A 24,868-nucleotide genomic window follows, 5' to 3' on the forward strand; every position below is an offset into this window, starting at 1 on the left:
CGCTAGCGCATCACGCACAGACGCTGCTGGCGATGCCTCCATCGTCCATCTCGTCGAGCGCGGCGCGCAAGTCGTCGATGGCCACCATCAGTTCGCGGACCTGCCGCAACGACGGGTACTGATGCAGCACGGCTTGCCACTGCGGCAGGGTCAGCAGCGCGTGCCAGATGACGCCGAGGCCGTCCGGATCGGCATCCGGCCGTTGCGCGAGCGCGCTCGCGTATTCGAGGCTCGCCTGCGCGGACAGCAACTGCATCCGGCTTGCGGCGCCCAGCAGGCGCGGCGTCGTGTCCGCGGACGCATCGCAGCAATACAGCACTTCGCGTGGCAGCGCCGCTTCGTCGGTCGTCAATGCATGCAGCGATGCGCCATGCACGTGCACCGTGCCCTGATGCGTCTCGAATGCATAGACCGCGTCGGGCGCGGCCTGCGCGAGCAGGTTCAGGCCGCGCAGCAGGCGCGGCAGATCGGTCGTCGCCGCGTCCGCGGAGGCCTTCGCTTCGACCAGGAAGCGCACGTTCCATGCGGCCGCCGGGTCGCTGCCGCGCGCGCGTTCGAGCAGGATCGCGTCCCATTCGGTTTTCGCGCGGTCGTGCCGGCCCGGGATCGACGAAGGCACGCGCATCGACGTGACCACGCGATAAGTGCGCTCCTCGTCCACCGCGTCGAGCCTGCGCGCCAGTGCGTCGAGCGCCTGGGCCGCCAGCGCCTCGACGGCCGCGCCGCGCTGCTGGGACGCGGCGCCCTGCGCGACGGCGACCGTGCTGCCGACGAGCGGCCCCTGACGGACCCACAGCGCGCGGTAGCGACGGACGTCCGCGTCCGCGGCCAGCGCATCGAGGCGCAGCATGCGTTCGAGCGCCGGGCTGTCCTTGAGCCTGACGATGTCCTGCTCGAACCCCGCGTCGGTCGCCATCTCGGGCAGCGCGAGCAGGTGCGCGAGCGCCGCATGCAGCTCGGCCCACGCCGCTCCGGTCGCGGCCGCATGCAGGCGTGCGAGCCCGTCGCGTTGCCATGCCAGTGCGCTGCGCTCGAGCTTGGCCGGATGCGCGATCGCATTGACGGCCGAGTAGAGCGCACGCCGGTCCTGCTCCGCGTGCGCGGACAACGATGCGTATTCACGCACGTTCGGCGCATCGTGGCGCAGCACCGATGCCTGAAACGACGGATCGCCGGATGACGGGTCCATCGCGTCGCGGATCATCCGCGCGAGCGCATCGATGAAGCGCTGCCGCAAATCCGCGTCGGGCGCGTGGCCCTCCGCCCGCATCCTGCGCGCTTCCTCGATCACGATCGCCAGCGCGGTGGCCGGGTGCGTCGCGTCGGTCAGCGACGACGCGCGCTCGAGCGGCGGCAGCCGGTAACGTCGCGCGACGGTGCGCAGGGTGGTGTCGAGCAGGGCGGGAAGCGGTGTCAGCGACATGGCGGGTTGGGCGTGAAAGAGACGTGAACCGTTACGCCGTCAACGTCACCGACAGGCTGCCGAGTTCGCCGAAGCGCACCGTCAGCACGTCGCCGAGCGGCACCTCGATCGCGCCCGCGTACGAGCCCGTCGTCACGATCTGGCCGGCGCGCACCGCGTCGCCGCGCGATGCGAGGAAATTGACGAGCCACACCAGCGGCTTGAGCGGATCGCCGTCCGGATGGCGGCCGTCGATCGTGCGGTTCAGCGCGCCTTCGAACGACAGCGCCAGCGTCTCGAGCGGCACGTTCAATCCGTCGGGCACGACCGGGCCGACGCACAGCCCCTGGTTGAATTGCCCGTCGGCCAGCAGCTCGAACTTCGACGCGCGCGCCGGCTCCGCATAGCGGCAGCCGAGGACTTCGAGCACGATGCGCACTTCGCGGATCGCGGCGCGCACGTCGCCTTCGTCATACGGCTGCTCGCGTGCCGGCAGATCACGATCGAGCACGAACGCGATTTCCGGTTCGATCCGCACGATCGGCCCGCCGACGACGCGGTACGGCGCATCGGCTTCGCGGATCGTCGACGCGAAGATCGGCGCGAGGATCACGCGATCGGGCGGCGGCAGCGCGCATTTCCAGCCGCCGACGGGTTCGCCGAGCAGGTCGGCGACGCGCTGCTGGATCGCGAGCGCGGTTTCGATGTCGTCGGGGCGCAGCGCATCGGGCAGCAGCGGGCCGGGCGAGCCGGCATGGCGGGCGGCGACGAGATGCTGGGCGGCGCCGTCCACGCGTTCGGTAGTCGTTGTCATGTCGGTTGAGCGAATTGAAAGTGGGGCCGGCAAAAAAGGGCCGGACGAAAGTCGCATGGTCGATGATAGCGCCTTCGGCGCGATGGCCGCTCGAAAGGGCATCGGCGCCCGCATTGCCGGCCCGGCTCGCGGCCGTGCTGAAAACGCGAGTTTTTCCCTTCCCGTTGCGCCGTTTTGCCGCACGCGCGGCCGCCGCCGGGCTTGACCGCTATCAATATCCGAACCCGCCGCCGGCCGATGATGGAGACATGGCCGCGCATAACAGAGCGCGCGGCCATGCAAAAACTCACCCCAGCGAGGTTCGCATGTACGAGAAGATCATGGTGGCGGTCGACGGCAGCGCTTCGTCGAAACAGGCGCTTGCCGAAGCCGTGAAGGTGGCGCTGGCGGGCGATACGCACGTCAGCGTCGTGTATGTGGTCGACAAGTCGGTGCTGTTCACGTACGCCGGCCGTCTCGATCCACACGCGCTCGTCGAGGAAATTCGCGACGACGGGCGCAAGGTGCTGCGCGAAGCCGAACAGATCATCGCGCTGGCCGGCGCGAAGGGCGAAGCCGAACTCGTCGAGACCGAGAGCATCGGCGAGGACATCGCGGAACGCCTGCAACGCTACGTGAAGGAGCGCGGGATCGATCTCGCGGTGGTCGGCACGCACGGGCGGCGCGGCATCCGGCGCGTGCTGCTCGGCAGCGTCGCCGAGCGTTTCGTGCGCGGCTCGAAGTGCCCGGTGCTGCTGATTCGCGGCGACGATGCCGACGAGTCGGCCGCCGCGGCCACGGCATGACGCGGCGCGCGCGATGATACGCCGCCAGTACCGGATCGTCGTCGCGGCGCTCGCCGTGTTCGTGTCGCTCGCCGGGATGATGGCCGTCGTGACGGGCCTGCTGTTCGATGCCGCGCCGGCGCTGCGCGGCGGCGCCATCGCGTTGATCGTCGGCGTCGCCGGCTTCGTCGTGATGCTGAACCCGGGGCCGAAAGGCGAGGAGTGACGCGGGCGGGCGACGTGGTGGCGCAAGTCGGGCGTCGGTTTCGCGACGACCGGCGACCGCCGTTGCGCCGCCGGGATTGCGCGTGGTCGCTTGCCGTCGCCGGCGTCTTCGTACCGTCCTGCCCGATAGGATATCGGCCGCTTCGACGTTGCCGGCCGCTCGGCGCTTCTGTCAAACTGGCGCCCATGAAACCGCGCCTCGCTTCACCGCCTTCCTCCGATGCCGCGCCTGCGCACGCAGGCTTTCCCGACGCCGACGAACTGGCCGCGCTGCGTGCGTGGTACGCGGGTATGACCGTGCGCCAGGCCGTCGAACGCTACCTGCCCGACCGGCTCGGCGGCGGGCGGTCGGCACGCGGCGTGATCGGCGCGATTCGCCGTCGCCTCGTGCGCGTCGCGCGGCAGGTCGGTCGCCCCGACCTCGCGGAACGGCTCGGCCACGCGGACGGTGAGCGTTTGCGAGAGGCGAAGGCGGCCACCGACGCGATCGGCCTGCTGCGCCATGCGCGCGCGCCGGTGCCGCAGATCAGCGACGACGTCGGCCTGTGGCTGCCGGCACGCACGGTCGTGGCACTGCGTGCGCACGGGATCACGACGCTCGCCGACCTGACGGTGCGGATTCCGCGCCGGCGCCAGTGGTGGCGCGCGATCGCGGGCCTCGGCATGGCCAGCGCGCGGCGCGTCGAGGCATTCTTCGCCGCGCATCCGGACCTGACCGAACGGGCGCGCGCGCTGATCGCCGCGACGCCGCGCGGCAGCATCGTGCCGTGGGAACACCTGAAGCTGCCGCACGAAGTCGACGGCTCGGCCGGCACGTTCCGCGCGCCGCGCGCGACCAGCACGCTCGACGCGGACAACGATTACGCGGCCGTGCACGCGTGGCTGTCGCTGCACGAATCGGCCGCGACGCGGCGCGCGTACCGGAAGGAGGCCGAGCGGCTGATCCTGTGGGCGATCGTCGAGCGCGGCCGCGCGCTGTCGTCGCTGACGACCGAGGACGCGCTCGCGTATCGCGCGTTCATCCGGCGGCCGACGCCGCACGAGCGCTGGGTCGGGCCCGTGCGGCCGCGCGGTGCGCCCGACTGGCGGCCGTTCTCCGGGGCGTTGTCCGCGCGGTCGGCGGCGTACACGCTGTCGGTGCTCGGCGCGCTGTTCCGCTGGCTGATCGAGCAGCGCTACCTGCTCGCGAATCCGTTCGCGGGCGTGAAGGTGCGCGACACGCGCGGCGCGACCGCGCTCGACACGTCGCACGCGTTCACCGAAGGCGAGTGGCTGCTGGTCCGCACGATCGCCGACGGGCTAGAGTTCGGCAAGCGCACGGCCGACGGCGCGCCGCAGTCGGGCTGGACGCCGGCCGCCGCGCAACGGCTGCGCTTCATTCTCGATTTCGGCTATGCGACCGGGCTGCGCGCGAGCGAACTGGTCGGTGCGACGCTCGGCGACATCGAGACGGATGCGCACGGCGACGCGTGGCTGAAGGTGATCGGCAAGGGCAGCAAGGCGGCCCGCGTCGCGCTGCCGCCGCTGGCGCGCACGGCGCTCGATCGCTATCTGGTCGCGCGCCGGTTGCCGGTCACGCCGGCGCGCTGGCGGCCCGATACGCCGCTGATTCCGCGCGTCGCGGAAGACGACGCGGCCGCGATCACGAGCGTGCGGCTGTGGAAGGTAATGCAGCGTTTCTTCGCGCAGACGGCCGACGCCGTCGAAGCCGACCACCCGGCGCTCGCGCACAAGCTGCGCCAGGCGAGCCCGCACTGGATGCGGCATACGCATGCGACCCACGCGCTGGCGCGCGGCGCGGAGCTGACGACGGTGCGCGACAACCTGCGGCATGCATCGATCTCGACGACGTCGATCTATCTGCATGGCGACGACGTGAAGCGGGCGCGGCAGATGTCGAGCGCGTTCGGTATCGACAAATGAGTTGAACGGCGCGGCGTCGACGCGGGTCAGACGATGTTTCGATCCCGGAGATTCGCATGGCATCGAGCCAGCGCACGGTCGATTTCATCGTCGAGCAGATCGCGGCGGCCGGTACGGTATCGGCGCGCAAGATGTTCGGCGAATACGGTATCTATTGCGACGGCAGGATGGTCGCGCTCGTCTGCGACGACCGGCTGTTCGTCAAGCCGACGCCCGAATGCCGCGCGTATCTCGGCGCGTGCGACGAAGCCCCGCCGTATCCGAACGCGAAGCCGCATCTCGTCATCGCCGGCGATCGCTGGGACGATCGCGAGTGGCTCGCGACGCTGATCCGGCTCACCGCCGCGCAATTGCCGCTGCCGGTGAAGCGCGGCCGATGACGATCATGCTGCATGCGACGTCACGCCCGCAGCGGCAGGCGTATTCTGTGACACATGCGCGCGACCATCGTGCGCCACGGAGTAAACACATGGAGACATCCGGACCTTCACGCGGCACGCGGCATGCGCGCCGCGTCTGGCACGCGCTCGTCGCGACCCTGTGCGTGGGCTGGAGCGCGCTGTCGTTCGGCGCAGAGGGCGCGAACGGCGCGGCCGCGCTGCTCGAGCGCTACCGCAGCCTCGGCGCGCAATTGAAGGACAACGCGTTTCACCGGCCGGTGGTCCTCGAATCGTCGGAAGCGTCGTCGTCGCTGAAGGGCGATATCTACGCGGTCGTCGATTATCCGTTCGCGGTCGTGAACGGCCAGCTCAACGATCCCGCGCAAGGCCCCGCGAACTGGTGCGCGGTGCTGATCCTGCACCTGAACACGAAGTACTGTCACGCGTCGAGCGGCGGCAACGGCCCGGTGCTCGACGTGAACCTCGGCCGCAAGATCGAGCAGAAGCTGTCGGACACCTATCGCGTGCAGTTCCGCTATCGCGTGGCGGCCGCGACGCCCGACTATTTCCAGGTGGACCTGACCGCCGACAGCGGCCCGATGGGTACGAAGGATTACCGGATCGCGCTGGAGGCCGTGCCGGTCGGCGCGTCGCGCACGTTCCTGCATCTCACGTATTCGTATGGCTTCGGCACGGTCGGCCGGATGGCGATGAAGACCTACCTCGCGACGGTCGGCAGCGACAAGGTCGGGTTCACGAACGTCGGCGCGGCCGCGCAGCCGCAGTACGTCGGCGGCGTGCGCGGGCTGCTGGAGCGCAACACGATGCGCTACTACCTCGCGATCGACACGTATCTCGCGACGCTCGACAAGCCGGTCGACCAGCGCCTCGCGCGCTGGTTCGACGCGACCGAGCAGTATCCGCAGCAACTGCACGAAGTGGAGCGCGGTGCGTATCTGCAGATGAAAGCGCAGGAGGTGCAGCGGCAGCAGACGGCGCGATAGGCGTCGCCTGCGGCCTGCTGCCCGGCGTCGCTCAGTTCGACGCGCCGCCGACCGTGCGAATGCTGTGCCATTGCCCCTGTTCGACGCGGAACAGCGTGTACGGCGGCTTGACCAGGTCGCCGCGCTCGTCGAACGAGATCTTGCCGGTCACGCCGGTGACCGACACGCCGGGCAGGCTCGCGACGATCTTGCCGCGATCGGGCGAGTCGGCCTTGCGGACCGCCGCGATCATCGCGAGCGCGGCGTCGTACGCGAACGGCGCATACAGTTCGACATCCTGGTTGAAGCGCGCCTTGTAGCGCTGCGCGAACGCGACGGCCGACGGCAGCTTGTCGAGCGCCGGGCCGGGCTCCAGATCCTGCGTGCCTTCGCCCGCGTTGCCGGCGATCTTCAGGAACGCGTTGCTTTTCAATGCGCCGGCGCCGAACAGTTGCGCGCGGATGCCGAGCGAGCGCATCTGCTTGACGAGCATCGCGCCCTGTTCGTCGAGCCCGCCGAAGAACAGCAGGTCGATGTTGTTGCTCTTCATCGTCGTCAGGATGCCGCGGAAATCGACGGCCTTGTCGTTCGTGTATTCGCGGCCGACGATGCTGCCGTGCGCGTCCTTCACGCCCTTCTCGAACGCGTCGGCGAGACCCTGGCCGAACGCGGTGCGATCGTCGATGATGCCGATCCGCTTCGCCTTCAGCTGCTCGACCGCGAAGCGGCCGGCCACCACGCCGCCGACACCGTCGTGCCCCATCGTGCGGAACACGTTCCTGAAGCCCTGCATCGTCAGTTGCGGATTGGTCGAGCCGGGCGTGATCATCGCGACGTTCGCCTGCTTGTAGACGGCCGACGCCGGAATGCTGCAGCCGGAGTTGTAGTGGCCGATCACGCCGACCACGCCGTCGTCGACGAGCTTCTGCGCGACCTGGATCGCGATGCGCGGATCGGCCTGGTCGTCCTGGACGTCGAGCACGAAGCGCACCGGTTTGCCGCCGATGGTCGGATGCTTCGCGTTTTCCTCGTCGAGGGCGAGCTGCGCGCCGTATTGCAGATCCTTGCCGACGCGCGCGACCGGCCCCGTCAGCGGGCCGGCGAAGCCGATCTTGACGGTTTCCGGGTCCGCGGCCTGCGCGGACGCCGCGACCGTGCCGATCGAGCAGACGGCCAGCCAAGCCAGCCAGTAACGACGATTCATGATGCTTCTCCTTGGGGTGGAAATCGTGGCGCGCGTCAGAATCGCGCGGCCCGGTATGGCGTGAGGTCCAGCGGTGGGGCGCGCTGGGCGACGAGGTCGGCGACGATCTGCCCGGTGATGCCGGCGAGCGTCACGCCGAGATGCTGATGACCGAATGCGTGGATCACGCGCGCGCTGTCGCGTGCGCGGCCGATGACGGGCACGCCGTCGGGCAGCGTCGGCCGGAACCCGAGCCAGCTGCGCGTCGGCGTGCCGAGCGACGGCACGGCTTCGCGCGCGGAGCGCGTGAGCAATGCGACCAGCGACGGATTCATCGGCGCGTCGAAGCCGCCGAGCTCGACGGTGCCGGCCGCGCGCAGCCCTTCGTGGAGCGGCGTCATGTAGAAGCCGCGCTCGGCCCAGCCGACCGGCCGCGTGACGATCGGCTCGTGCGCGCCGAACTGCACGTGATAGCCGCGCTCGGTATCGAGCGGCACCGCATCGCCGCACGCGGCCGCGAATTCACGCGAACGGGCGCCCGCGGCGATGACGACGTGATCGAACGCGCGCACCGTGCCGCCCGCGTGCACGTTCACGCTGTCGCTGGCCGGGGCGATCCGTTCGACCCGCGCGCGTTCGAGCGTCGCGCCGGCGGCGGCGAGCTGGGCGAACAGCTCGCCGAGAAACCCGTGCGGATCGGAGAAATGCCAGCTGCCCGCGAACAGCACGCCGCGCGAGAAGATCGGCGCGAGCGCGGGCTCGAGCCGGCGGATCGCGGGTGCATCGAGCGTCTCGAACGGCACGCCGAGCCGGCGCCGCAGCGCGAGCGACGGCTGCGCGGCGTCGAACGACGCCTGCCGCGCGTACAGGTACAGGCATTCGCGCGGCCGCACGAACGCCGCGAGCCGCGACGGCGCGAGCAGCGGCGCATAGCCGTCGGCGGCGCGCGACAGCAGCGCGGCCAGCGCACTCGCGCTGCGTGCGTGGCGCGCGGGCGTCGACGCGAGCAGGAAGCGTGCGAGCCAGGGCGCGCCGTGCAGCAGATACGGCCAGCGGATGCGCAGCGGGCTGTCGGCGGCGAACAGGAAGTGCGGCAGGTCGCGGAACACCGACGGGCCGTTCACCGGCACGCAACCGTACGGCGCGAACGTCGCGGCATTGCCGAACGACGCGCCCTGGCCGACGCCGGCCGGATCGAACAGCGTCACGCGATGCCCGTCGCGTTGCAGCCATGCCGCCGCGCTGAGCCCGATGAAGCCTGCACCCACGATGGCGACGTTCGCCATGACGCTTCCCCTCCGGAGGAGATGATTCACACAAAGTTGCGATCAAGAATCACACAGTAAATTTTTGTGTGCAATCAAAATAATATTGTGTGGTGCTGGCGTTTACCCGATTTCAACTCGCTGATTCAGCAGACTTTTCGAGGAATGATTGACGGGGCGGGGAGGTCCTATACAATCGCGGGGCAAGCCAAAACGGCAGACAAACGCTTTTTGTGTGGTCATAGGCGACAGATGGCATCAGACAAACTTTCCGGCGAGCGCGATGGCGGCCTGCCGGCACCGGCGAAGCGGCCGACCTACGTCGAGGTATCGAGCTCGATCGAGGCGGAAATCCGCAACGGCATGTATCCGCCCGGCAGCCGCCTGCCGCCGCAGCGCCAGCTTGCGACCGAACTCGGCATCAACGTGTCGACGGTGTCGCGTGCGTACAAGGAATTGCAGTTGCGCGGCCTCGTGATCGGCAGCAAGCGTCGCGGCTCGCTCGTCACCGGCGGCGCGATGCCGAGCATCGAGCCGGCCCGCGCATCGCTTGCGGCGGGCAACGGCGTGATCGACCTGACCGTGAACCGCCCGGCGACCGGCGAATTTCTCGCGCGCCTCGCGCAGACCTTCGCCACGCTGCCGAACGACCCGCGCTTCGCCGCGCTGCAGGAATACCAGCCGCCGCAAGGCCCCGACTGGGCGCGTGCGGCCGGCGCGCAGTGGCTGGCCGCGCCGGGCTTCGCGCCGTCGCCCGACCAGGTGGTCGTCACGAGCGGCGCGCAGCACGGGCTGTATGCGGTGCTCAACAGCCTGATCGGCACCGACGGCGTGATCGTCGCCGACCGCCTCACGTATTACGGGCTCAAGGCGCTCGCGCCGGTGTTCCAGTTCGAGATCGTCAGCGCGCCGGCCGACGACGACGGCCTGCTGCCCGACGAGATCGAACGGATCTGCCAGCGCATGCCGGTCAAGGCGATCTTCGTCGTGCCGAACCTGCAGAACCCCACCGTGACGACGATGAGCCTCGCGCGCCGGATGGCGCTCGTCGACATCGCGCGGCGCCATCACGTGACGATCATCGAGGACGACGTGTACGGCCCGCTCGTGCGCGACCGGCTGCCGGCGATCGCGGGGCTGTGCCCGGAGCTGACGTTCCATATCGGCGCGACGTCGAAGATCCTCGCGCCGGGGCTGCGCCTCGGCTACCTGAGCTGCCCGCGCGACAGCGTCGCGCTGTGCGCGGAAGCCGTGCGCACTACCGCATGGATGCCGGCGCCCACGTCGATGCTGATCGCGACGGTATGGATCGAGGACGGCACCGCCGAACGGATCATGGCCGCGCAACTCGCGGAGATTCGCGCACGCGTCGATCTCGCGCGGGAACTGCTGCCGGCCGGGCAGCTGAAGGCCGATCCCGCCTGCATGTTCGTGTGGCTGCAGCTGCCGCCGCCGTGGCGGGCCGACGACTTCGCCGCGAATGCGAAAGCGCGCGGCGTGATCGTGATGCCGTCGTCGACTTTCGCGGTCGACCGCGCGGAACTCGAGCATGGCGTGCGCATCAACCTCGCGTGCCCGGCCACCCGCGACGAACTCGTCAACGGGCTGCGCATCCTGTCCGGCACGCTGAAGGACCGGCCGCGCGCGCTGTTCGGTTCGATCTGACGGCGCCGGCTCAGTCGAGCCACCCCGCGACGACGTCGACGATCCGCTGCAGCAGCGCTTCGTCATAAGGCAGCCTCGGCACCGCGCGCAGCGGCGACGGCGGCGGCGGCGGCGGCGGCGCGATCGCCGGTTCGGCAGGCTCGCCGTCGCGCGTCACGCGGCCGGTCGCGCAATGCACCGACCACGCGCCGGCGCGCACGTGGCGTTCGTCGATCGTGATCCTCCCTTGCGCAACCGGTTCGGCGAATACGAGCGACAGCACCTGCCTGCGATGTCGCGCCATCACGCCCAACGGCAAGTCCGACAACCGGTTCAGGCGGTCCCCGCGTTCCGTACCGATATCGTGCTGACGGGCCGGGTCCGTCGTGCGGGTGGCATCGTCGTTGAGCGCGAACGCGGCCACGCTGACGAGCAGATCGGCCACACGCGCGACTTCCGGGAACACGACCGGATCGGGTTCGCCGATCGGCAGCGGCGCCCCGCGCGCGCGGTGCCGGTGAAGCGCGCGCTGGCAGTCGTGTCGGTCAGTCTTGCGACGAGCAGATCAACGAGGGCGCGATCAGACAGGTGTGCACTTCTGGTCGGTTGCGTCGTTCTGGCGCGATTACTTCTGTACTGATCGGACGGCGTGCATCGCACCGCCGACGCCGGCTACAGATTCGATCGTGTACCGCACGGTGGGGGCGCTCACCACGAAAACCAGTATTGCGCCCCTATTGGTCCCGACCGCACGAAGGCCCGTGCGGCGGACGTCCCGGGCCGATCCGGCCGCGCTGTGCCGGCCCACTGGCCAACCGGCCGTCCGGCCATTTCATAAGACGTACAGTTTTCCCGGAATGCGCGATTCGCGCCGCACTGTACTCTTGTCCGCAGGCTCGATGTGTGTACTCGGCCCCAACTGTTCTTCTCTTAAGATTCGATCATCAAGTGCACAGTGCCGCAGATCCAGCTGTTCCGGAACCCTGCCGGTGCATCTTCAAGAGAGAGCCAGTGCGATGGAAAAGGCAAAACCGGAGGGAAAGATCAGGAATCACGACGGCCCGGTCGGCGGGCGAAACACGTGCAACGCGTGCGTATCGGGCGCACACGGCGGGGCGGCGGCGGCGCGGCGCGCGCCGGCAGGAGACGCGCGATGAAACTCTATGAAAAACTCGCGGACGACATCGAGCGGCTGATCCGCCAGGGTGTGTACCGGCACGGCGACCGGATTCCGTCGGTGCGGCAGGCGAGCCAGCAGCACCGGATCAGCATTACGACCGTGCTGCATGCGTATCTGCTGCTGGAAAGCCGCGGGCTGCTCGAAAGCCGGCCGCAGTCGGGCTATTTCGTGAACCTGCGGCGTGACGACGGCCATGCGCCGGTGCGCGAGCTGCGGCCGTCGAAGCCGATCGCGATCTCGTCGTCGGTGGACGTGAGCCGGCTCGTGCTGTCGACGCTGCGCTCGATCGGCACGGACGACGCGGTGCCGCTCGGCTCGCCGTATCCAGACCCGAGCCTGTTTCCGTTCGAGAAGCTGAACCGCTACGCGTATGCGGCCGGTCGCGACAAGTCGCTGTGGGGCGTGACCGACGGGCTGCCGCCGGGCCATCCGCGGCTGATCCGGCAGATCGCGCGCCGCTACCTGGAGAACGGGATGTCGGTGGACCCGAACGAGATCATCGTGACGGTCGGCGCGACGGAGGCGATCAACCTGTGCCTGCAGGCGGTGGCGAAGCCGGGCGACACGATCGCGGTGGAGTCGCCGACGTTCTACGCGATGCTGCATGCGATCGAGCGGATGGGGATGAAGGCGATCGAGGTGGCGACGCATCCGGAATACGGAATCGACATCGCGGCGCTGGCCGCGATCGCGAAGTCGCAGCCGATCGCCGCGTGCATGGTGATGCCGAACTTCCAGAATCCGCTTGGCTTCCAGATGCCGGACGAGCGCAAGCGCGAACTGGTTGAGTTCGCAACGAAGGCCGGCATACCGATCATCGAGAACGGTGTGTATAACGAACTGTATTTCGGCGATACGCATCCGAGTTCGCTGAAGTCCTACGACCGGACCGGGATCGTGCTGCATTGTTCGTCGTTCTCGAAGAGCCTGACCGCCGCGTACCGGATCGGCTGGGCGTTGCCGGGCCGCTATCGCGATCAGGTCGAGAAGTTGAAGTTCCTGAATACGCTGGCGACGCCGTCATTGCCGCAGTTGGCGATCGCGGAGTTTCTGGAACGCGACGGCTACGAGCATCACCTGCGGCGCTTGCGCAAGGCGTACGCGCAGCAGGCGAACCTGATGCGTGCGATGGTGTCGCGGTTCTTTCCCGAGGGCACGCGCATTTCGAGCCCGGCGGGCGGGTACGTGTTGTGGGTAGAGCTGCCCGCGCAGGTCGATGCGATGCGGTTGTATCAGCTCGCGCTGGAGCAGGGGATCACGATCGGGCCGGGCTACATGTTCTCGATCACCGACAACTACCGGAACTTCATCCGGTTGAACTACAGCAGCCCGTGGTCGCCGGAGATCGAGCAGGCGGTGATCACGGTCGGGAAGCTGGCCGCGGCGTGCATGCGGTGAACGGGCGCACGGTACGTTGCGCGCCGATGACGAAGCTGCCCTCGCGCCGGCTTTGTTTTGGTTCCTCGTGGATTTCCGTGGGCGTCGCTGGCTGACCCACTACGGACGTAAACTGAGCGCGACCTGGACGGCCGCTTTCAGGCCGCTTCAGACACACAAGCCTGCTGCAACGCAGCCCACAGGAGGCACAGTACAAAAGGCGGCCTGCAAATCCGTTGCGAAGATAGAATCTTGTCGGCAGAAAAAGGCGACAAGGCATTCCAAATTCTGATGCCATGCGCACTCGATGAAATGCGTCAAGGAAAAGAACAATGCGTGTTGTCAAATTGCGTTTGAAAAATTTCCGTTCCTTCGTCGACTCAGGGCAGATCGAGCTAGGTGCGATGAATGTGCTTGTCGGCGCAAACAACGCCGGCAAGTCATCGGTATTGCGTGGGTTATACCTCATGCAGGACGGCGTGGGCCCAGCGTTCGGCGACGTGCGAGTGGGCGCTGGTACGGCGACTGTCGAAATCAGCGTAGCGGATGTGCAAGAGCCTGGCCCATTCGGCTTACCGCCCTATGGCGAAAATGGCCTGCGCATCAGTATCCAAAGCGCCGACCGCCGCACCGGGATCTTTCAGCTGCATTCGCGCATTGGAGTGGGGCTGATAGAAACGAATCCATTGCCGAGCTCGGACCCGAACCACTTCGTGGTGCCATACCTTTCGAAGCGTAAGACTGCAGGTTACAACGAAGACGTGCGTTACCAGACCGCAATGCAAGTATCTCCGAGCTTGGCAAACCTCGCGGCCAAGCTCTCGCGGATTTCGAGCCGGTCGTTTCCTGGAAGCGAGGCATACGCGACGGCTTGCGAAGCCATACTTGGTTTCGTGGTGACTGCAATTCCCTCAGATAACGGCCAACGACCCGGAATCTATTTACCCAGCCAGCACATGGTGCCCATCGATCAGATGGGCGAAGGTGTCCCCAACATTGTTGCGTTGTTAGCAGATCTCGTTGCTTCCAGCGGGAAGCTGTTCATAGTCGAGGAGCCGGAAAATGATTTGCATCCTGAAGCGCTTAAGGCGTTGCTCGAGCTAATGATCGAGAGCTCACAACGAAATCAGTTTGTGGTGTCGACCCACTCCAACATTGTTGTTCGCTACCTGGGGGCGCCGAAAGACAGTCGAGTCTTTTATGTTAGTGCCCCGAAGGGAGCGTTACCTACGACAGCGAAGATCGAAGAAGTGCCGAGCAGCGCTCAGGCCCGGCTAGAAATCCTGCGTGAGCTTGGTTACTCCTTCTCTGACTTCGATCTATGGGATGGATGGCTGATCCTTGAAGAGTCGTCGGCGGAACGCATTATCCGCGATTACCTGATCCCTTGGTTTGCGCCGAAGCTATCGCGCGTGCGGACACTGGCTGCGAATGGAACGAGCAAGGTAGAAGCGACATTTGCCGACTTCGATAGGCTGATGAAGTTTACCCACCTTGAGCCAATGTATTTCAAGGCCGCGTGGGTGAGAGTGGATGCGGACGCCTCAGGGCAGGCAGTCGTGCAAAAACTGCGGGACAGATACAAGACGTGGCCGCAGGATCATTTCGGCTGCTTCTCGCAGTCGCAATTCGAACGGTACTATCCGGAGCACTTTGCCGATCAGGTGACGCAGGCGCTTGCTGTCTCTGACCACCAAAAGAAACGGGAGGCAAAGCGCTTGTTGCTCGACGACGTGCGCAAATGGCTCGATGAAAACGAAGAGCGCGGCCGCGCTGCGCTCGAGCTCTCAGCGAAGGACATCATTGAAGAGCTTAAAAAGATCGAGGCTCAGTTGGCGGGGAGATAGGCGCCATTTCGGACTCCGGCGAGGCCTTTCGCAGTGACCCAATCGGTCGTTACTGGCTGAGGTAAAGCCGACGTTCAAGTGGCCGCGTGGGTGCCCACAGCAACGACGGTAGCTGGCCGATCGCCGACGTTTCTTGCCGGTTGTCGGCCGAGGACTCCGTGATTTTCCACGCAGGCGCCGATGAACGCATTCTTGCTCGATGCGTCAATGGCGGCGAAATGACTGCACGCGAGCGCACAGCCCTGCGCGTCGCGTCATCCCCCCGTCACCGGCGGAAAGAACGCGACCTCGCTGTCCTCCCGCACGATGAATTCTCCGGTCACCATTTCGAGGTTCACGGCCGCCCGCACGGGGCGGTCCATCCGCAACGCGTCCGCGCTGCGCGCGTCGCGCGCGGCCAGCGTGCCGCGCAACGCGTCGACGGTGAGTTCGCGGGCATCGATTTCGACGGTTTCTTCATCGAGCGCCAGTTGTTCGCGAATGCTCGCGAAGTATTTGATCGTCAGTTTCATTGGAATGTCTCGAGCAGGAGCGGCGGAATCGGAAAACACGAAGCGGGTGCGCTCAGCCCCAGCGCCGCATCGCCTGGTCGTCGTGCGCTTTCGCCTCGACCCAGCCGGATTCGCCGTCGTGCCGGATTTCCTTCTTCCAGAACGGCGCGTGGGTCTTCAGGAAATCCATCAGGAATTCGCACGCATCGAACGCGGACGCGCGATGCGCGGCGGCCACCACGACCAGCACGACCGGCTGGCCGAGCGGAATGCGGCCGACGCGGTGCACGATCCTGACCGCTTCGAGCCGCCAGCGCGCGGTGGCCTCCTCGACGATGCTCCACAGCGCCTGTTCGGTCATCGTCGGGTAGTGCTCGACTTCCAGCGCGACGACGTCGTCGACGTCGCCTTCCTTGCGCACGACCCCGAGAAAATTCACCACCGCACCGACATTCGGATTGCGAACGATCGGTGCAAGCTCCGCGCCCGCGTCGATCGGCGCATGCTGCACGCGCACTTCGAAGCCGGCGGCGATCGCGGGCGCCGATTCGGGGTGCGGGTCGGTCGCGTCGACGGGCGGCGGGGCGCTGCCGGCACGCGGCGGATCGTCCGGCAGCCCGGTGCGGGATTCGGTGAAGGTCGTCATGACAGGTTCTCCAGTGGGCGGCGCATCCTGTATCGCGGGGCGGCCCGTCAGCCGCCGACGAGCGACATGCGCACGGTCGGATAGGTCTTGCCCGGCGCGCGGGCCGGCCGTGCGGCCCGGCGCTCGGAATAGCGGTCGTCGCGCTGCGTCCAGCGTGCGCGCACGGCGGCGGCGAGGTCGGCGGTCGACGCGGCGTCGTCGAGCCACGGCCGCAGGTCGGTGCCTTGCGTCGCGAACAGGCACGTATAAAGCTGGCCGTCGGCCGACACGCGGGCGCGCGAGCAGGTGCCGCAGAACGGATGCGACACGCTCGCGATGAAGCCGACTTCGCCTGCGCCGTCGATGTGCGCGCAACGGATCGCGGTGGCGTCGTGCCCCGGTTCGCCGACGAGCACGAGCGGGTAGTGTTCGTCGATCAGCTCGCGCATCCGCACGGCCGGGACGACCTTGTCGCCGGACCAGAAGCTGGCGCCGCCGACATCCATGTATTCGATGAAGCGCACGGCCACGCCCGTATGCCGGAAGTGCCGCACGAGCGGCAGGATCTGGTCGTCGTTCACGCCGCGCTCGATCACTGCGTTGACCTTGACCGGCGCGAGCCCGGCCGCATGCGCGGCCTCGATGCCGGCCAGCACGCGCGCCACCGGCACGTCGGCGTCGCTCATCCGGCGGAATAGCGCGTCGTCGAGCGCATCGAGGCTCACGGTCACGCGCGACAGCCCCGCATCGCGCAACGCGCGTGCCTTCGCGGCGAGCAGCGAGCCGTTGGTCGTCAGCGCGATTTCGACGGGCTTGCCGTCGACGGTCGTCAGCGCGGCCAGCCGTTCGATCAGCGCTTCGAGATTGCGGCGCAGCAGCGGCTCGCCACCCGTGATGCGGATCTTCTCGACGCCGAGCGACGTAAAGGCGCGGGCGATCTTTTCCAGTTGCGCGAACGACAATCGCTCGGACGACGGCATGAACGCGTAGTCGGCGCCGAAGCTCTCGCGCGGCATGCAGTAGCCGCAGCGGAAATTGCACTGGTCGATGACGGACAGGCGCAGGTCGCGCAGCGGACGGCCGAGCGTGTCGGACGGGCGGGGGAAAGCGCCGGGCGATGCGTCGCCGGATGAGGCGGCGGCGGCCGGCGCGGCGGAAACGATGGCATTCACGATCGGGTCGTCGGCCTGCATGAAGTAAGCGAAGGGGCGTCGCCGCTCGGCCGTGCGGATGCCGACGTGTCGGCGCACAGGTCGTGACGAGCCTCATCGTGAGCATAGTCCGCGGGGTTTGGCCGGCAGAGACACAATCCCGCCCGAATTGCAGGAATACAGTTCGCCGCGCGGGAGGCGCGACAGGCGCGGCGAATCGGGCGAAGAAAGGGGCGAAGGCGCCGCATCGGGCGGCTATCCGGCGTCGCGCTCATGCGAGCCAGCGCGCGAATTCGTAGTACGGAACAGCGTCGCCGCGCGCGATGGTGCGCCCGGCCGGCAGCCGCGCGAGCCCGCTGGCCAGCACGAGCGACTGCAGCGTGCCGGCGCCTTGCTGGCGCAGCGTGTCGAGCACCGGCGCGCCGTCGGCGCCTACCGTACAGCGCACGCGCACGAAGCGCTCGCGCTGGGCATCCGGCTCGAAGCCGGTGTCGATCGGCAGCGACGGCACGCCCGGCAGGTACGCGTCGCGCCCCTGCAGGCGGCGGATCAGCGGCGCGACGAACAGCGCGAACGCCGTCATCGCGGCGCCCGGATTGCCGGGCAGCAGTACCACGGGCCGCGCATCGAGCGCCGCGAGCGCGACCGGCTTGCCTGGCTTCATGCGCACGCCTGTGACGATGAACGATGCGCCGAGCGCGGTCAGCGCCGGACGCAGCAGGTCCTTGTCGCCGACCGACGCCCCACCGACGCAGATCACGAGGTCGCACTGCGCGTGCAGGTCGCGCAACGCCCGATCGACGGCGGCCGCCGTATCGGCAGCGTGCAGGCTCAGCGCGACGTCGGCACCGGTTCCGGCGACCAGCGCGGCGAGCATCGGCGCGTTGCTGTTGTAGATCTGCTGCGGCGCGCGCGGCTGGCCGCATGCGACCAGCTCGTCGCCGGTCGTCAGGATGCCGACGCGCAGCGCCGCACGCACGTCGATCCGCGCGAACCCTTGCGCGGCGGCCACGCCGACGTGCATCGCGCGCAGGCGCACGCCGGCCGGCACGAGCAGATCGCCGGCGCGTACTTCCTCGCCGCGGCGGCGGATGTGCGACCCGCTGCGCTGGGGGGCGTCGAACGTGACGTCGCCCGCCTGTTCATGCGCATGCTCCTGCATCACCACCGTGTCGGCGCCGGGCGGAATCAGGCTGCCGGTGAAGATGCGTGCGGCCGTGCGCGGCGCGAGCGGCGCGGGCGTGTCGCCGGCATAGCAGCGCTGCGCGACGCGCAGCGGCGCGCCGTGCGCGAGGTCGGCGTGGCGCACGGCGTAGCCGTCCATCGCGCTCTGGTCCGCCGGCGGCTGGTCGAGCACCGCGGTCAGCGGCGCGGCCAGTACGTGGCCGGTCGCGTGCGCGACCGGCACGGACGCGGCGGCCTCGAGCGGTGCGAATGCGCGGGCGAATTGTTGCTGCGCGGTGTCGAAATCGAACAGGTGTTTCATGACGAGTGGGCCGGCTGCGCCGGTGCAGGCGATGGGTCGAGGTGAACGGCGGCGGGCGACACGTATTCGACGAAGCCGTCGTTGCGGCAGAAGCCGAGCAGCCGCACGCCGGCTTCGCGGGCGACCTCGATCGCGAGCGACGTCGGCGCCGAGATCGTCGCGATCATCGGGATGCCGACCCGCGCGGCCTTGCGCACCAGTTCGTAGCTCGCGCGGCTCGACAGGAACACGAAGCCCGCGCGCAGGCCGGCGCGGCGGCGTGCGAGCTGCCCGATCAGCTTGTCGAGCGCGTTGTGGCGGCCGACGTCCTCGAACACGTCGAGCACGGTGCCGTCGCGGTCGCACCACGCGGCCGCGTGGATGCCGCCCGTCTCGCGCATCAGCGTCTGCCGGGCCGGCAACGCATGCGCGGCGCGCGCGATCGCGTCGGCGCCGATGCCCGCGGCCGCGCCGGCGGCCGCGATACGTGGCGGGTGCAGGTCGAGCTGCGCGATGCTTTCGATGCCGCACACGCCGCAGCCCGTGCGGCCGGCCAGCGCGCGGCGGTGCGCCTTCAGCGCCATGAACGCCTGCTGCGACACGGTGAGCCGCACTTCGGCGCTGCCTGGCCGGTATTCGCTTTCGATGTCGAAGACGTCCGACGCGCGCTCGACGATGCCTTCGCTCAGCGCGAAGCCGAGGCCGAACGCGTCGAGGTCGATCGGCGTCGCCATCATGACCGTGTGCGAGATGCCGTTGAACACGAGTGCAACCGGGGTTTCGTCGACGACGCGATCGACGGTGTCGCGCGCGTCGCCGGCACGGTGGCGCGTCACCTGACACGCGGTGCTGCCGGTCGGATCGTCACGGCGAGTGCAGGACTCCATGCGGTTTTCTCCAGGCGGGGCGGCCGGCGGGCCGGCCGGGCTCGGCGCGCACGCCGAACGACGGGAATCGATGCCGCCGGGCGGGCGCCGAAGGGCGCACTACCGCCGCGGGCAGGCGTTGCATAAGATGTTAAGTGGAGTGAACAGTGCGCCGCAGACACAGCGCCGCCACGCGGAAAGCAGTACAGCTGAGCGTCCCGCCGGCGCCGAATATGTTTTCCGTGCACACATCTTCGGCGGCGCAAGCAGCACAGTTTCAGCGCACGTTCGAGTGATTGCGAGTATCGTGGCAAACGCGATATCGTCATTCACGCTTCGATGCCGTGCGAGCGATCGTTTGTGTTCGCATGTGTTGTCGCCAAGCCGTCGCGCGATTTCCTGCTTCGAGCGTACGTCCTCACAACCACGAGCAAATTACGGTCATGGAAATCTTCGATGCGTTCCATCTCGCCCGATTGCAATTCGCATTCACGGTGTCGTTCCACATCGTGTTCCCCGCGATCAGCATCGGCATGGCGAGCTTCCTGGCAGTGCTGGAATGGCGCTATCTCGTCACCGGCGACGCCGCCTACAAATCCATGTTTCAGTTCTGGTCGAAGATCTTCGCGATCGGCTTCGGGATGGGCGTGGTCTCCGGCGTCGTGATGGCGTACGAGTTCGGCACCAACTGGGCCGGGTTCTCGCGCGTCGCGGGCAACATCACGGGGCCGCTGCTCACGTATGAAGTGCTGACGGCGTTCTTCCTCGAAGCCGGCTTTCTCGGCGTGATGCTGTTCGGCTGGCAGCGCGTCAGCCCGCGCGCGCACTTCTTCGCGACGCTGATGGTCGCGGTCGGCACGCTGATCTCGACGTTCTGGATTCTCGCGTCGAACAGCTTCATGCAGACGCCGCAAGGCTACAAGATCGAGAACGGCCTCGTCGTGCCGGTCGACTGGTTCAAGATCGTCTTCAACCCGTCGTTTCCGTACCGTCTCGTGCACATGACGATCGCGGCGTTCATCGTCGCGGGCTTCATCGTCGCCGCGTGCGGCGCGTGGCACCTGCTGAAGGGGCGCCGCGACGAGCCGGTGAAGCGCAGCTTCTCGATGGCGCTGTGGATGCTGCTGGTGCTCGCGCCGATCCAGATCGTCGTCGGCGACGCGCACGGGCTGAACACGCGCGAATACCAGCCGGCGAAGATCGCGGCGATCGAAGGGCTGTGGGAAACCGAGAAGGGCGGCACCGCGCTGAACCTCGTCGGGCTGCCCGACATGCAGGCCGAAACCACGCGCTATGCGATCCAGGTGCCGCACCTCGGCAGCCTGATCCTCACGCACAGCTGGGACGGCGAGATCCGCGGGCTGAAGGAATTCCCGCCGCAGGACCGCCCGTATTCGCCGATCATCTTCTGGACGTTCCGGATCATGGCCGGCCTCGGGATGCTGATGCTGCTCACCGCGCTGCTCGGGCTGCTGCTGAGAAAGGGCGGGCGCCTGTATGAAACACGCTGGTTCCAGTGGTTCGTGGTGGCGATGGGGCCGTCGGGCATCGTCGCGCTGCTGGCCGGCTGGATCACGACCGAGGTCGGGCGGCAGCCGTGGACCGTGTACGGCGTGCTGCGCACCATCGACTCGGTCTCCCCGCTCACCGCCCAACAGGTCGGCGTGTCGCTGCTGGTCTTCGTGGTCGTGTATTTCCTGGTATTCGGAACGGGTATCTACTACATGATGAAACTGATGAAGCGCGGGCCGGCGGCCCAGGCCGGCTACATCGAACTGCACCGGCATCCGGGGCTGCGCAAGAGCGCGCTGTCCACGCCGCTGAACGTCACCGAGGCGGAGTAACCATGCATATCGATCTTCCTGTCGTCTGGGCCGCGATCATCGGCCTCGGCGTATTCATCTACGTGATGCTGGACGGCTTCGATCTCGGCATCGGTCTGCTGTTTCCGTTCTTCGATGCGAAGGCCGAGCGCCAGGTGATGCTCGACACCGTCGCGCCGGTGTGGGACGGCAACGAGACGTTCCTCGTGCTCGGCGGCGCGGGCCTCTATGGCGCGTTCCCGGTCGTGTATTCGACGCTGCTGCCGGCCAACTACCTGCCGCTGGTGCTGATGCTGGTCGGGCTGATCTTCCGGGGCGCGGCGTTCGAGCTGCGCGCGAAAGCCACCCGCACGCAGCACATGTGGGACCTCGCGTTCATCGGCGGCTCGGCGCTGGCGGCGTTCTGCCAGGGGATCGTGCTCGGTTCGCTGCTGCAGGGCATCAAGATCGAGAACAATCAGTTCGCGGGCGGGCCGTTCGACTGGCTGTCGCCGTTCAGCATGATGTGCGGGATCGGCGTGCTCGTCACCTATGCGACGCTCGGCTGCGGCTGGCTGATCCTGAAGGTCGACGGCGAACTGCAGCGCAAGATGCGGTTGCTGATGAAGCCGCTCACGGGCGTGCTGCTCGCGGTGATGGGCGTGGTGAGCCTGTGGACCGTGATCGGGCTGCCGGCCGTCGCGCACCGCTGGTTCGGCAGCGGCAACCTCGGCTGGTTCCTGCCGGTGCCGATTCTCGTTGTCGCGTGCGTGTGGGGCATCTTCCACACGGTGAAGCGTGCGCACGAGGCCACGCCGTTCCTGCTGACGCTCGCGCTCGTGTTCCTCGGCTACACGGGACTCGTGATCAGCATCTGGCCGAACATCGTGCCGCCGTCGCTGACGATCTGGGACGCGTCGTCGAGCCATTCGAGCCAGTTGTTCGCGCTGGTCGGCACCGTGATCGTGCTGCCGATCATCCTCGTGTACAACGCGATGCAGTACCGCGTGTTCCGCGGCAAGGTGCGCGAGGGCGATATCGGTTATCACTGAGCGGCTATCACTGAGCGGCAAGCGAGGTGACGGGGCGCGGCGCTCGCGTATCATCACGCGCAGCGCGGCGCCCGGCACGGCACCCGATAGAAAGCGGCCCGCCACGCGCGGGCCGTTGCACATCGGGTGAGCGCGCAACGGATTGCGCATTTCCTTGGCAGTCGAGAAAACATCATGATCGTCAGACCACGACAGAACTGGCTCAGGATGCTGTTCGTATGGAACGGCTCCGTGCTGCAATCCATCATTCCCCAGCTCGTGTTCATGGCGATCGTCAGCACGCTGGCGGTCTTCACGAACGGGCGCATCTTCGGCGAGAAGATTCCGCTGAACACCGCGCCGTTCACGCTGTTCGGGCTCGCGCTCGCGATCTTCCTCGGGTTTCGCAACAATGCGAGCTTCGAGCGCTTCAAGGAGGCGCGGCATCTATGGGGCAACCTGCTGATCGCCGCACGCGCCGTGACGTCGCAACTGCATCGCTACCTGCCCGACAGCGTGAGCGACGCCGAGCGCAACCGGCTCGCCGATCTGCTGATCGCGCTCGCGTATGCGCTGAAGCACCAACTGCGTCACACCGATCCCACCGACGACCTGGTGCGCATTCTCGGGGCGGAGCGCACGGCCGCGCTCGGCGGCAAATGCTACAAGCCGGTCGCGATCCTCGACGAACTGCGCGGCGGCATCGTTGGTGCGCTGGGGCGCGGGCCCGGCAGTGACGCGACGTGCTGGATGTTCGAGACGCAACTCGATGAACTCGGCAAGTCCGTCGGTGGTTGCGAGCGCATCCTGTCGACGCCGATTCCGTTTTCGTACAGCGTGCTGCTCCATCGCACCGTGTATGCGTATTGCGTGCTGCTGCCGTTCGGGCTCGTCGATTCGACGGAGTTCTTCACGCCGCTGATCTGCGTGTTCATTTCCTACACGCTGATCGCGCTCGAAGCGATCGCGAACGAAGTGGCCGAGCCGTTCGGCCTCGCGCCGAATGCGCTCGCGCTCGATGCGATCACGCGCACGATCGAACGGTCGGTGCTCGAACTCGGCGATCGGCCGCTGCCGGAGGAGTTCGTGCCGGCGTCGACGTATCAGATCACGTAGGCGGCGTGGCCGGTAGTGTAGTCGCCCGTAAGGTTGATCGGCCGGACCGGGGAGAGGTGTGTAGACTCGGGCTCGTTCAACGGAGCCCACACCATGCAATTGCTTGATCACGTGTCGATCGGCGTGCCGGATATCGACCAGGCACGCCCTTTCTACGATGCCGTCATGGCTGCGCTGGGCGCAGCGAAGGTCTACGACCGGCCCACTGCGCTCGGTTACGGCGAACGTTGCCATGCGAACGACGTCGCATCGACCTTTCTGGCGGTGTATCTGGATCCCGCCGAAGTCGGGACGAGCAAGCGGCACTGGTGTTTCAAGGCCGCATCGCGCGAGCAGGTGCATGCGTTTTTCGAGGCCGGCCTCGCGACGGGCGGCCAGTCCGACGGCGAGCCCGGATTGCGGCCGCAGTACCACGGCGACTACTACGCGGCTTTTCTGATCGATCCGGCCGGCAACCGGGTCGAGGCCGTGTGTCATGCGGCGGCGGCGGAGCGCGGGCGGCCGTGACGGTGGCGATGCCCTGCGGTCAGTGAATGTGTCAGGATTAACCGCGCCTGCGGATTCCCACCTTCTCAATCCCGATACGACGGCTCCTCGACGTCCAGGATGCGCTTCATCTCGTCGAAATGCGCGATCGAGAAGTCACGGAAGCCTTCCCAGTCACGCGCGGTCTTCTCGGCCACTTCGTCGGACAGCACGTTGAGCGGCTTGCCGGTCGCGTACGCGTTGACGAGAATCCGGCACGCGCGCTCGAGCGTGTACATGTCGTCGAACGCCTCGCCGATCGTCGGCGCGGTCACCAGCACGCCGTGATTGCCCATCAGCAGACGGGACTTGTCCTTGAGCAGCGACACGAGGCGGGCGCCTTCGTCTTCGGTATCCGCCATGCCGGAGAATGCGGTGTCCAGCGCGACACGCTTGAAATAGCGGGCGGTGTTCTGCTCGATGGGCGGGATGGTCGGATCGGACAACGTCGAGATCGCGGTGACATGGACGGGGTGCAGGTGCATGGCGACGCGCACGTGTGGCAGTTGCTGGTGCAACCGACCATGGATTGCCCACGCGGTCGGATCGATGCTGCCGTTTTCAAGGCTCGAGCGATCATCGGCATCCAGCAGCACCAGGTCGCTCGCGCGGATTCGCGAGAAGTGCATCCATTTGGGGTTCATCAGGAAGCGACGGCCGTCGTCGGAAACGGCGACGCTGAAGTGGTTCGCGACCGCTTCATGCATGCCGAGGCGGGCGAAGCAGCGGAAGGCGGCGGCGAGATCGGTGCGAAGCCGGGTTTCGTTCATATCGAAGTACGTGAGCGCAAGCGTTTCAAAAAGGGGCGC

At 67.5% G+C, this 24,868-nt stretch carries 23 protein-coding genes; 12 read left to right on the plus strand and 11 right to left on the minus strand.

Going from position 1 to position 24,868, the window contains the following annotated elements; translation table 11 throughout:
- Positions 1-10: 10 nt before the first annotated feature.
- The gene (locus BLS50_RS30325) at positions 11-1,423 is read right to left on the minus strand and encodes a 3-deoxy-D-arabino-heptulosonate 7-phosphate synthase (RefSeq protein WP_074807043.1); all 1,413 of its coding nucleotides are present in this window, start codon (positions 1,421-1,423) and stop codon (positions 11-13) included.
- A 31-nt stretch (positions 1,424-1,454) separates the two neighbouring features.
- Positions 1,455-2,216 carry a 2-keto-4-pentenoate hydratase gene (locus BLS50_RS30330; protein ID WP_011545641.1) on the minus strand — a complete coding sequence of 254 codons (762 nt, stop codon included), beginning with the start codon at positions 2,214-2,216 and terminating at the stop codon, positions 1,455-1,457.
- Between the two features lie 305 nt (positions 2,217-2,521).
- Here BLS50_RS30330 and BLS50_RS30335 point away from each other — a divergent pair, with 305 nt between their 5' ends.
- The 5 genes from BLS50_RS30335 to BLS50_RS30355 all read left to right on the plus strand — a co-directional run bounded on the left by BLS50_RS30335 (position 2,522) and on the right by BLS50_RS30355 (position 6,512).
- Positions 2,522-3,001, plus strand: coding sequence for a universal stress protein (locus BLS50_RS30335; RefSeq protein WP_074807046.1), 480 nt, complete (start codon positions 2,522-2,524; stop codon positions 2,999-3,001).
- 13 nt (positions 3,002-3,014) lie between these two features.
- Positions 3,015-3,206: a DUF2964 family protein gene (locus BLS50_RS30340; protein ID WP_074808621.1), complete on the plus strand. Its 192-nt coding sequence runs from the start codon at positions 3,015-3,017 to the stop codon at positions 3,204-3,206.
- 185 nt (positions 3,207-3,391) lie between these two features.
- Positions 3,392-5,128, plus strand: coding sequence for a site-specific integrase (locus BLS50_RS30345; RefSeq protein WP_074807049.1), 1,737 nt, complete (start codon positions 3,392-3,394; stop codon positions 5,126-5,128).
- Between the two features lie 56 nt (positions 5,129-5,184).
- Positions 5,185-5,508 carry a TfoX/Sxy family protein gene (locus BLS50_RS30350; RefSeq protein WP_074807052.1) on the plus strand — a complete coding sequence of 108 codons (324 nt, stop codon included), beginning with the start codon at positions 5,185-5,187 and terminating at the stop codon, positions 5,506-5,508.
- Between the two features lie 89 nt (positions 5,509-5,597).
- On the plus strand, positions 5,598-6,512 hold the full coding sequence (locus BLS50_RS30355; RefSeq protein WP_011545636.1) for a hypothetical protein: 915 nt from the start codon (positions 5,598-5,600) through the stop codon (positions 6,510-6,512).
- Between the two features lie 31 nt (positions 6,513-6,543).
- On the opposite strand, the gene BLS50_RS30360 is transcribed toward BLS50_RS30355, so the two are convergent.
- Both BLS50_RS30360 and BLS50_RS30365 read right to left on the minus strand, forming a co-directional pair.
- Positions 6,544-7,695, minus strand: coding sequence for a branched-chain amino acid ABC transporter substrate-binding protein (locus BLS50_RS30360; protein WP_074807055.1), 1,152 nt, complete (start codon positions 7,693-7,695; stop codon positions 6,544-6,546).
- A gap of 35 nt (positions 7,696-7,730) precedes the next feature.
- A complete protein-coding gene (locus BLS50_RS30365; protein ID WP_074807058.1) occupies positions 7,731-8,960 on the minus strand; it encodes an NAD(P)/FAD-dependent oxidoreductase in 1,230 nt (409 codons plus the stop codon).
- A gap of 231 nt (positions 8,961-9,191) precedes the next feature.
- Here BLS50_RS30365 and BLS50_RS30370 point away from each other — a divergent pair, with 231 nt between their 5' ends.
- Complete coding sequence (locus tag BLS50_RS30370; protein WP_074807060.1) at positions 9,192-10,604, plus strand: aminotransferase-like domain-containing protein; 1,413 nt, start codon at positions 9,192-9,194, stop codon at positions 10,602-10,604.
- 10 nt (positions 10,605-10,614) lie between these two features.
- Here BLS50_RS30370 and BLS50_RS30375 read toward each other — a convergent pair whose 3' ends face one another.
- Positions 10,615-11,049, minus strand: a complete 435-nt coding sequence (locus BLS50_RS30375; RefSeq protein ID WP_249191905.1) for a hypothetical protein — start codon at positions 11,047-11,049, stop codon at positions 10,615-10,617.
- 687 nt (positions 11,050-11,736) lie between these two features.
- Between BLS50_RS30375 and BLS50_RS30380 the strand changes: the two genes are divergently transcribed.
- Both BLS50_RS30380 and BLS50_RS30385 read left to right on the plus strand, forming a co-directional pair.
- Complete coding sequence (locus tag BLS50_RS30380; protein ID WP_011545632.1) at positions 11,737-13,161, plus strand: aminotransferase-like domain-containing protein; 1,425 nt, start codon at positions 11,737-11,739, stop codon at positions 13,159-13,161.
- 311 nt (positions 13,162-13,472) lie between these two features.
- Positions 13,473-14,987: an ATP-dependent nuclease gene (locus tag BLS50_RS30385; RefSeq protein WP_074807063.1), complete on the plus strand. Its 1,515-nt coding sequence runs from the start codon at positions 13,473-13,475 to the stop codon at positions 14,985-14,987.
- Between the two features lie 254 nt (positions 14,988-15,241).
- On the opposite strand, the gene moaD is transcribed toward BLS50_RS30385, so the two are convergent.
- From moaD to fdhD, 5 genes are all read right to left on the minus strand, one after another.
- Positions 15,242-15,499 (minus strand): molybdopterin converting factor subunit 1, encoded by a 258-nt coding sequence (gene moaD, locus BLS50_RS30390; RefSeq protein WP_012337515.1) that lies wholly within the window; start codon positions 15,497-15,499, stop codon positions 15,242-15,244.
- Between the two features lie 52 nt (positions 15,500-15,551).
- The gene (locus BLS50_RS30395; RefSeq protein ID WP_074807066.1) at positions 15,552-16,124 is read right to left on the minus strand and encodes a molybdenum cofactor biosynthesis protein MoaE; all 573 of its coding nucleotides are present in this window, start codon (positions 16,122-16,124) and stop codon (positions 15,552-15,554) included.
- 47 nt (positions 16,125-16,171) lie between these two features.
- Positions 16,172-17,296 carry a GTP 3',8-cyclase MoaA gene (gene moaA, locus BLS50_RS30400; RefSeq protein ID WP_074807069.1) on the minus strand — a complete coding sequence of 375 codons (1,125 nt, stop codon included), beginning with the start codon at positions 17,294-17,296 and terminating at the stop codon, positions 16,172-16,174.
- A gap of 229 nt (positions 17,297-17,525) precedes the next feature.
- Positions 17,526-18,740: a molybdopterin molybdotransferase MoeA gene (locus BLS50_RS30405; RefSeq protein WP_074807073.1), complete on the minus strand. Its 1,215-nt coding sequence runs from the start codon at positions 18,738-18,740 to the stop codon at positions 17,526-17,528.
- Complete coding sequence (fdhD, locus tag BLS50_RS30410) at positions 18,737-19,606, minus strand: formate dehydrogenase accessory sulfurtransferase FdhD (protein ID WP_074807076.1); 870 nt, start codon at positions 19,604-19,606, stop codon at positions 18,737-18,739. The genes BLS50_RS30405 and fdhD overlap by 4 nt, the downstream gene beginning before the upstream one ends.
- A gap of 422 nt (positions 19,607-20,028) precedes the next feature.
- On the opposite strand from fdhD, the gene BLS50_RS30415 reads away from it, so the two are divergent.
- From BLS50_RS30415 to BLS50_RS30430, 4 genes are all read left to right on the plus strand, one after another.
- Entirely contained in the window at positions 20,029-21,429 is a 1,401-nt protein-coding gene (locus BLS50_RS30415; RefSeq protein ID WP_027807757.1) for a cytochrome ubiquinol oxidase subunit I, read from the plus strand.
- 2 nt (positions 21,430-21,431) lie between these two features.
- Positions 21,432-22,439, plus strand: coding sequence for a cytochrome d ubiquinol oxidase subunit II (gene cydB / locus BLS50_RS30420; RefSeq protein ID WP_011545622.1), 1,008 nt, complete (start codon positions 21,432-21,434; stop codon positions 22,437-22,439).
- Between the two features lie 174 nt (positions 22,440-22,613).
- Entirely contained in the window at positions 22,614-23,534 is a 921-nt protein-coding gene (locus tag BLS50_RS30425; protein WP_027812217.1) for a bestrophin family protein, read from the plus strand.
- A gap of 93 nt (positions 23,535-23,627) precedes the next feature.
- Positions 23,628-24,041 carry a VOC family protein gene (locus tag BLS50_RS30430; RefSeq protein WP_074807079.1) on the plus strand — a complete coding sequence of 138 codons (414 nt, stop codon included), beginning with the start codon at positions 23,628-23,630 and terminating at the stop codon, positions 24,039-24,041.
- 65 nt (positions 24,042-24,106) lie between these two features.
- Here the strand turns inward: BLS50_RS30430 and BLS50_RS30435 are convergent, their stop codons facing one another.
- Positions 24,107-24,829, minus strand: coding sequence for a class II aldolase and adducin N-terminal domain-containing protein (locus tag BLS50_RS30435; protein ID WP_074807082.1), 723 nt, complete (start codon positions 24,827-24,829; stop codon positions 24,107-24,109).
- Positions 24,830-24,868: the final 39 nt, after the last annotated feature.

The sequence above is a fragment of the Burkholderia orbicola genome (assembly GCF_900100915.1).
Lineage (GTDB): Bacteria > Pseudomonadota > Gammaproteobacteria > Burkholderiales > Burkholderiaceae > Burkholderia > Burkholderia orbicola.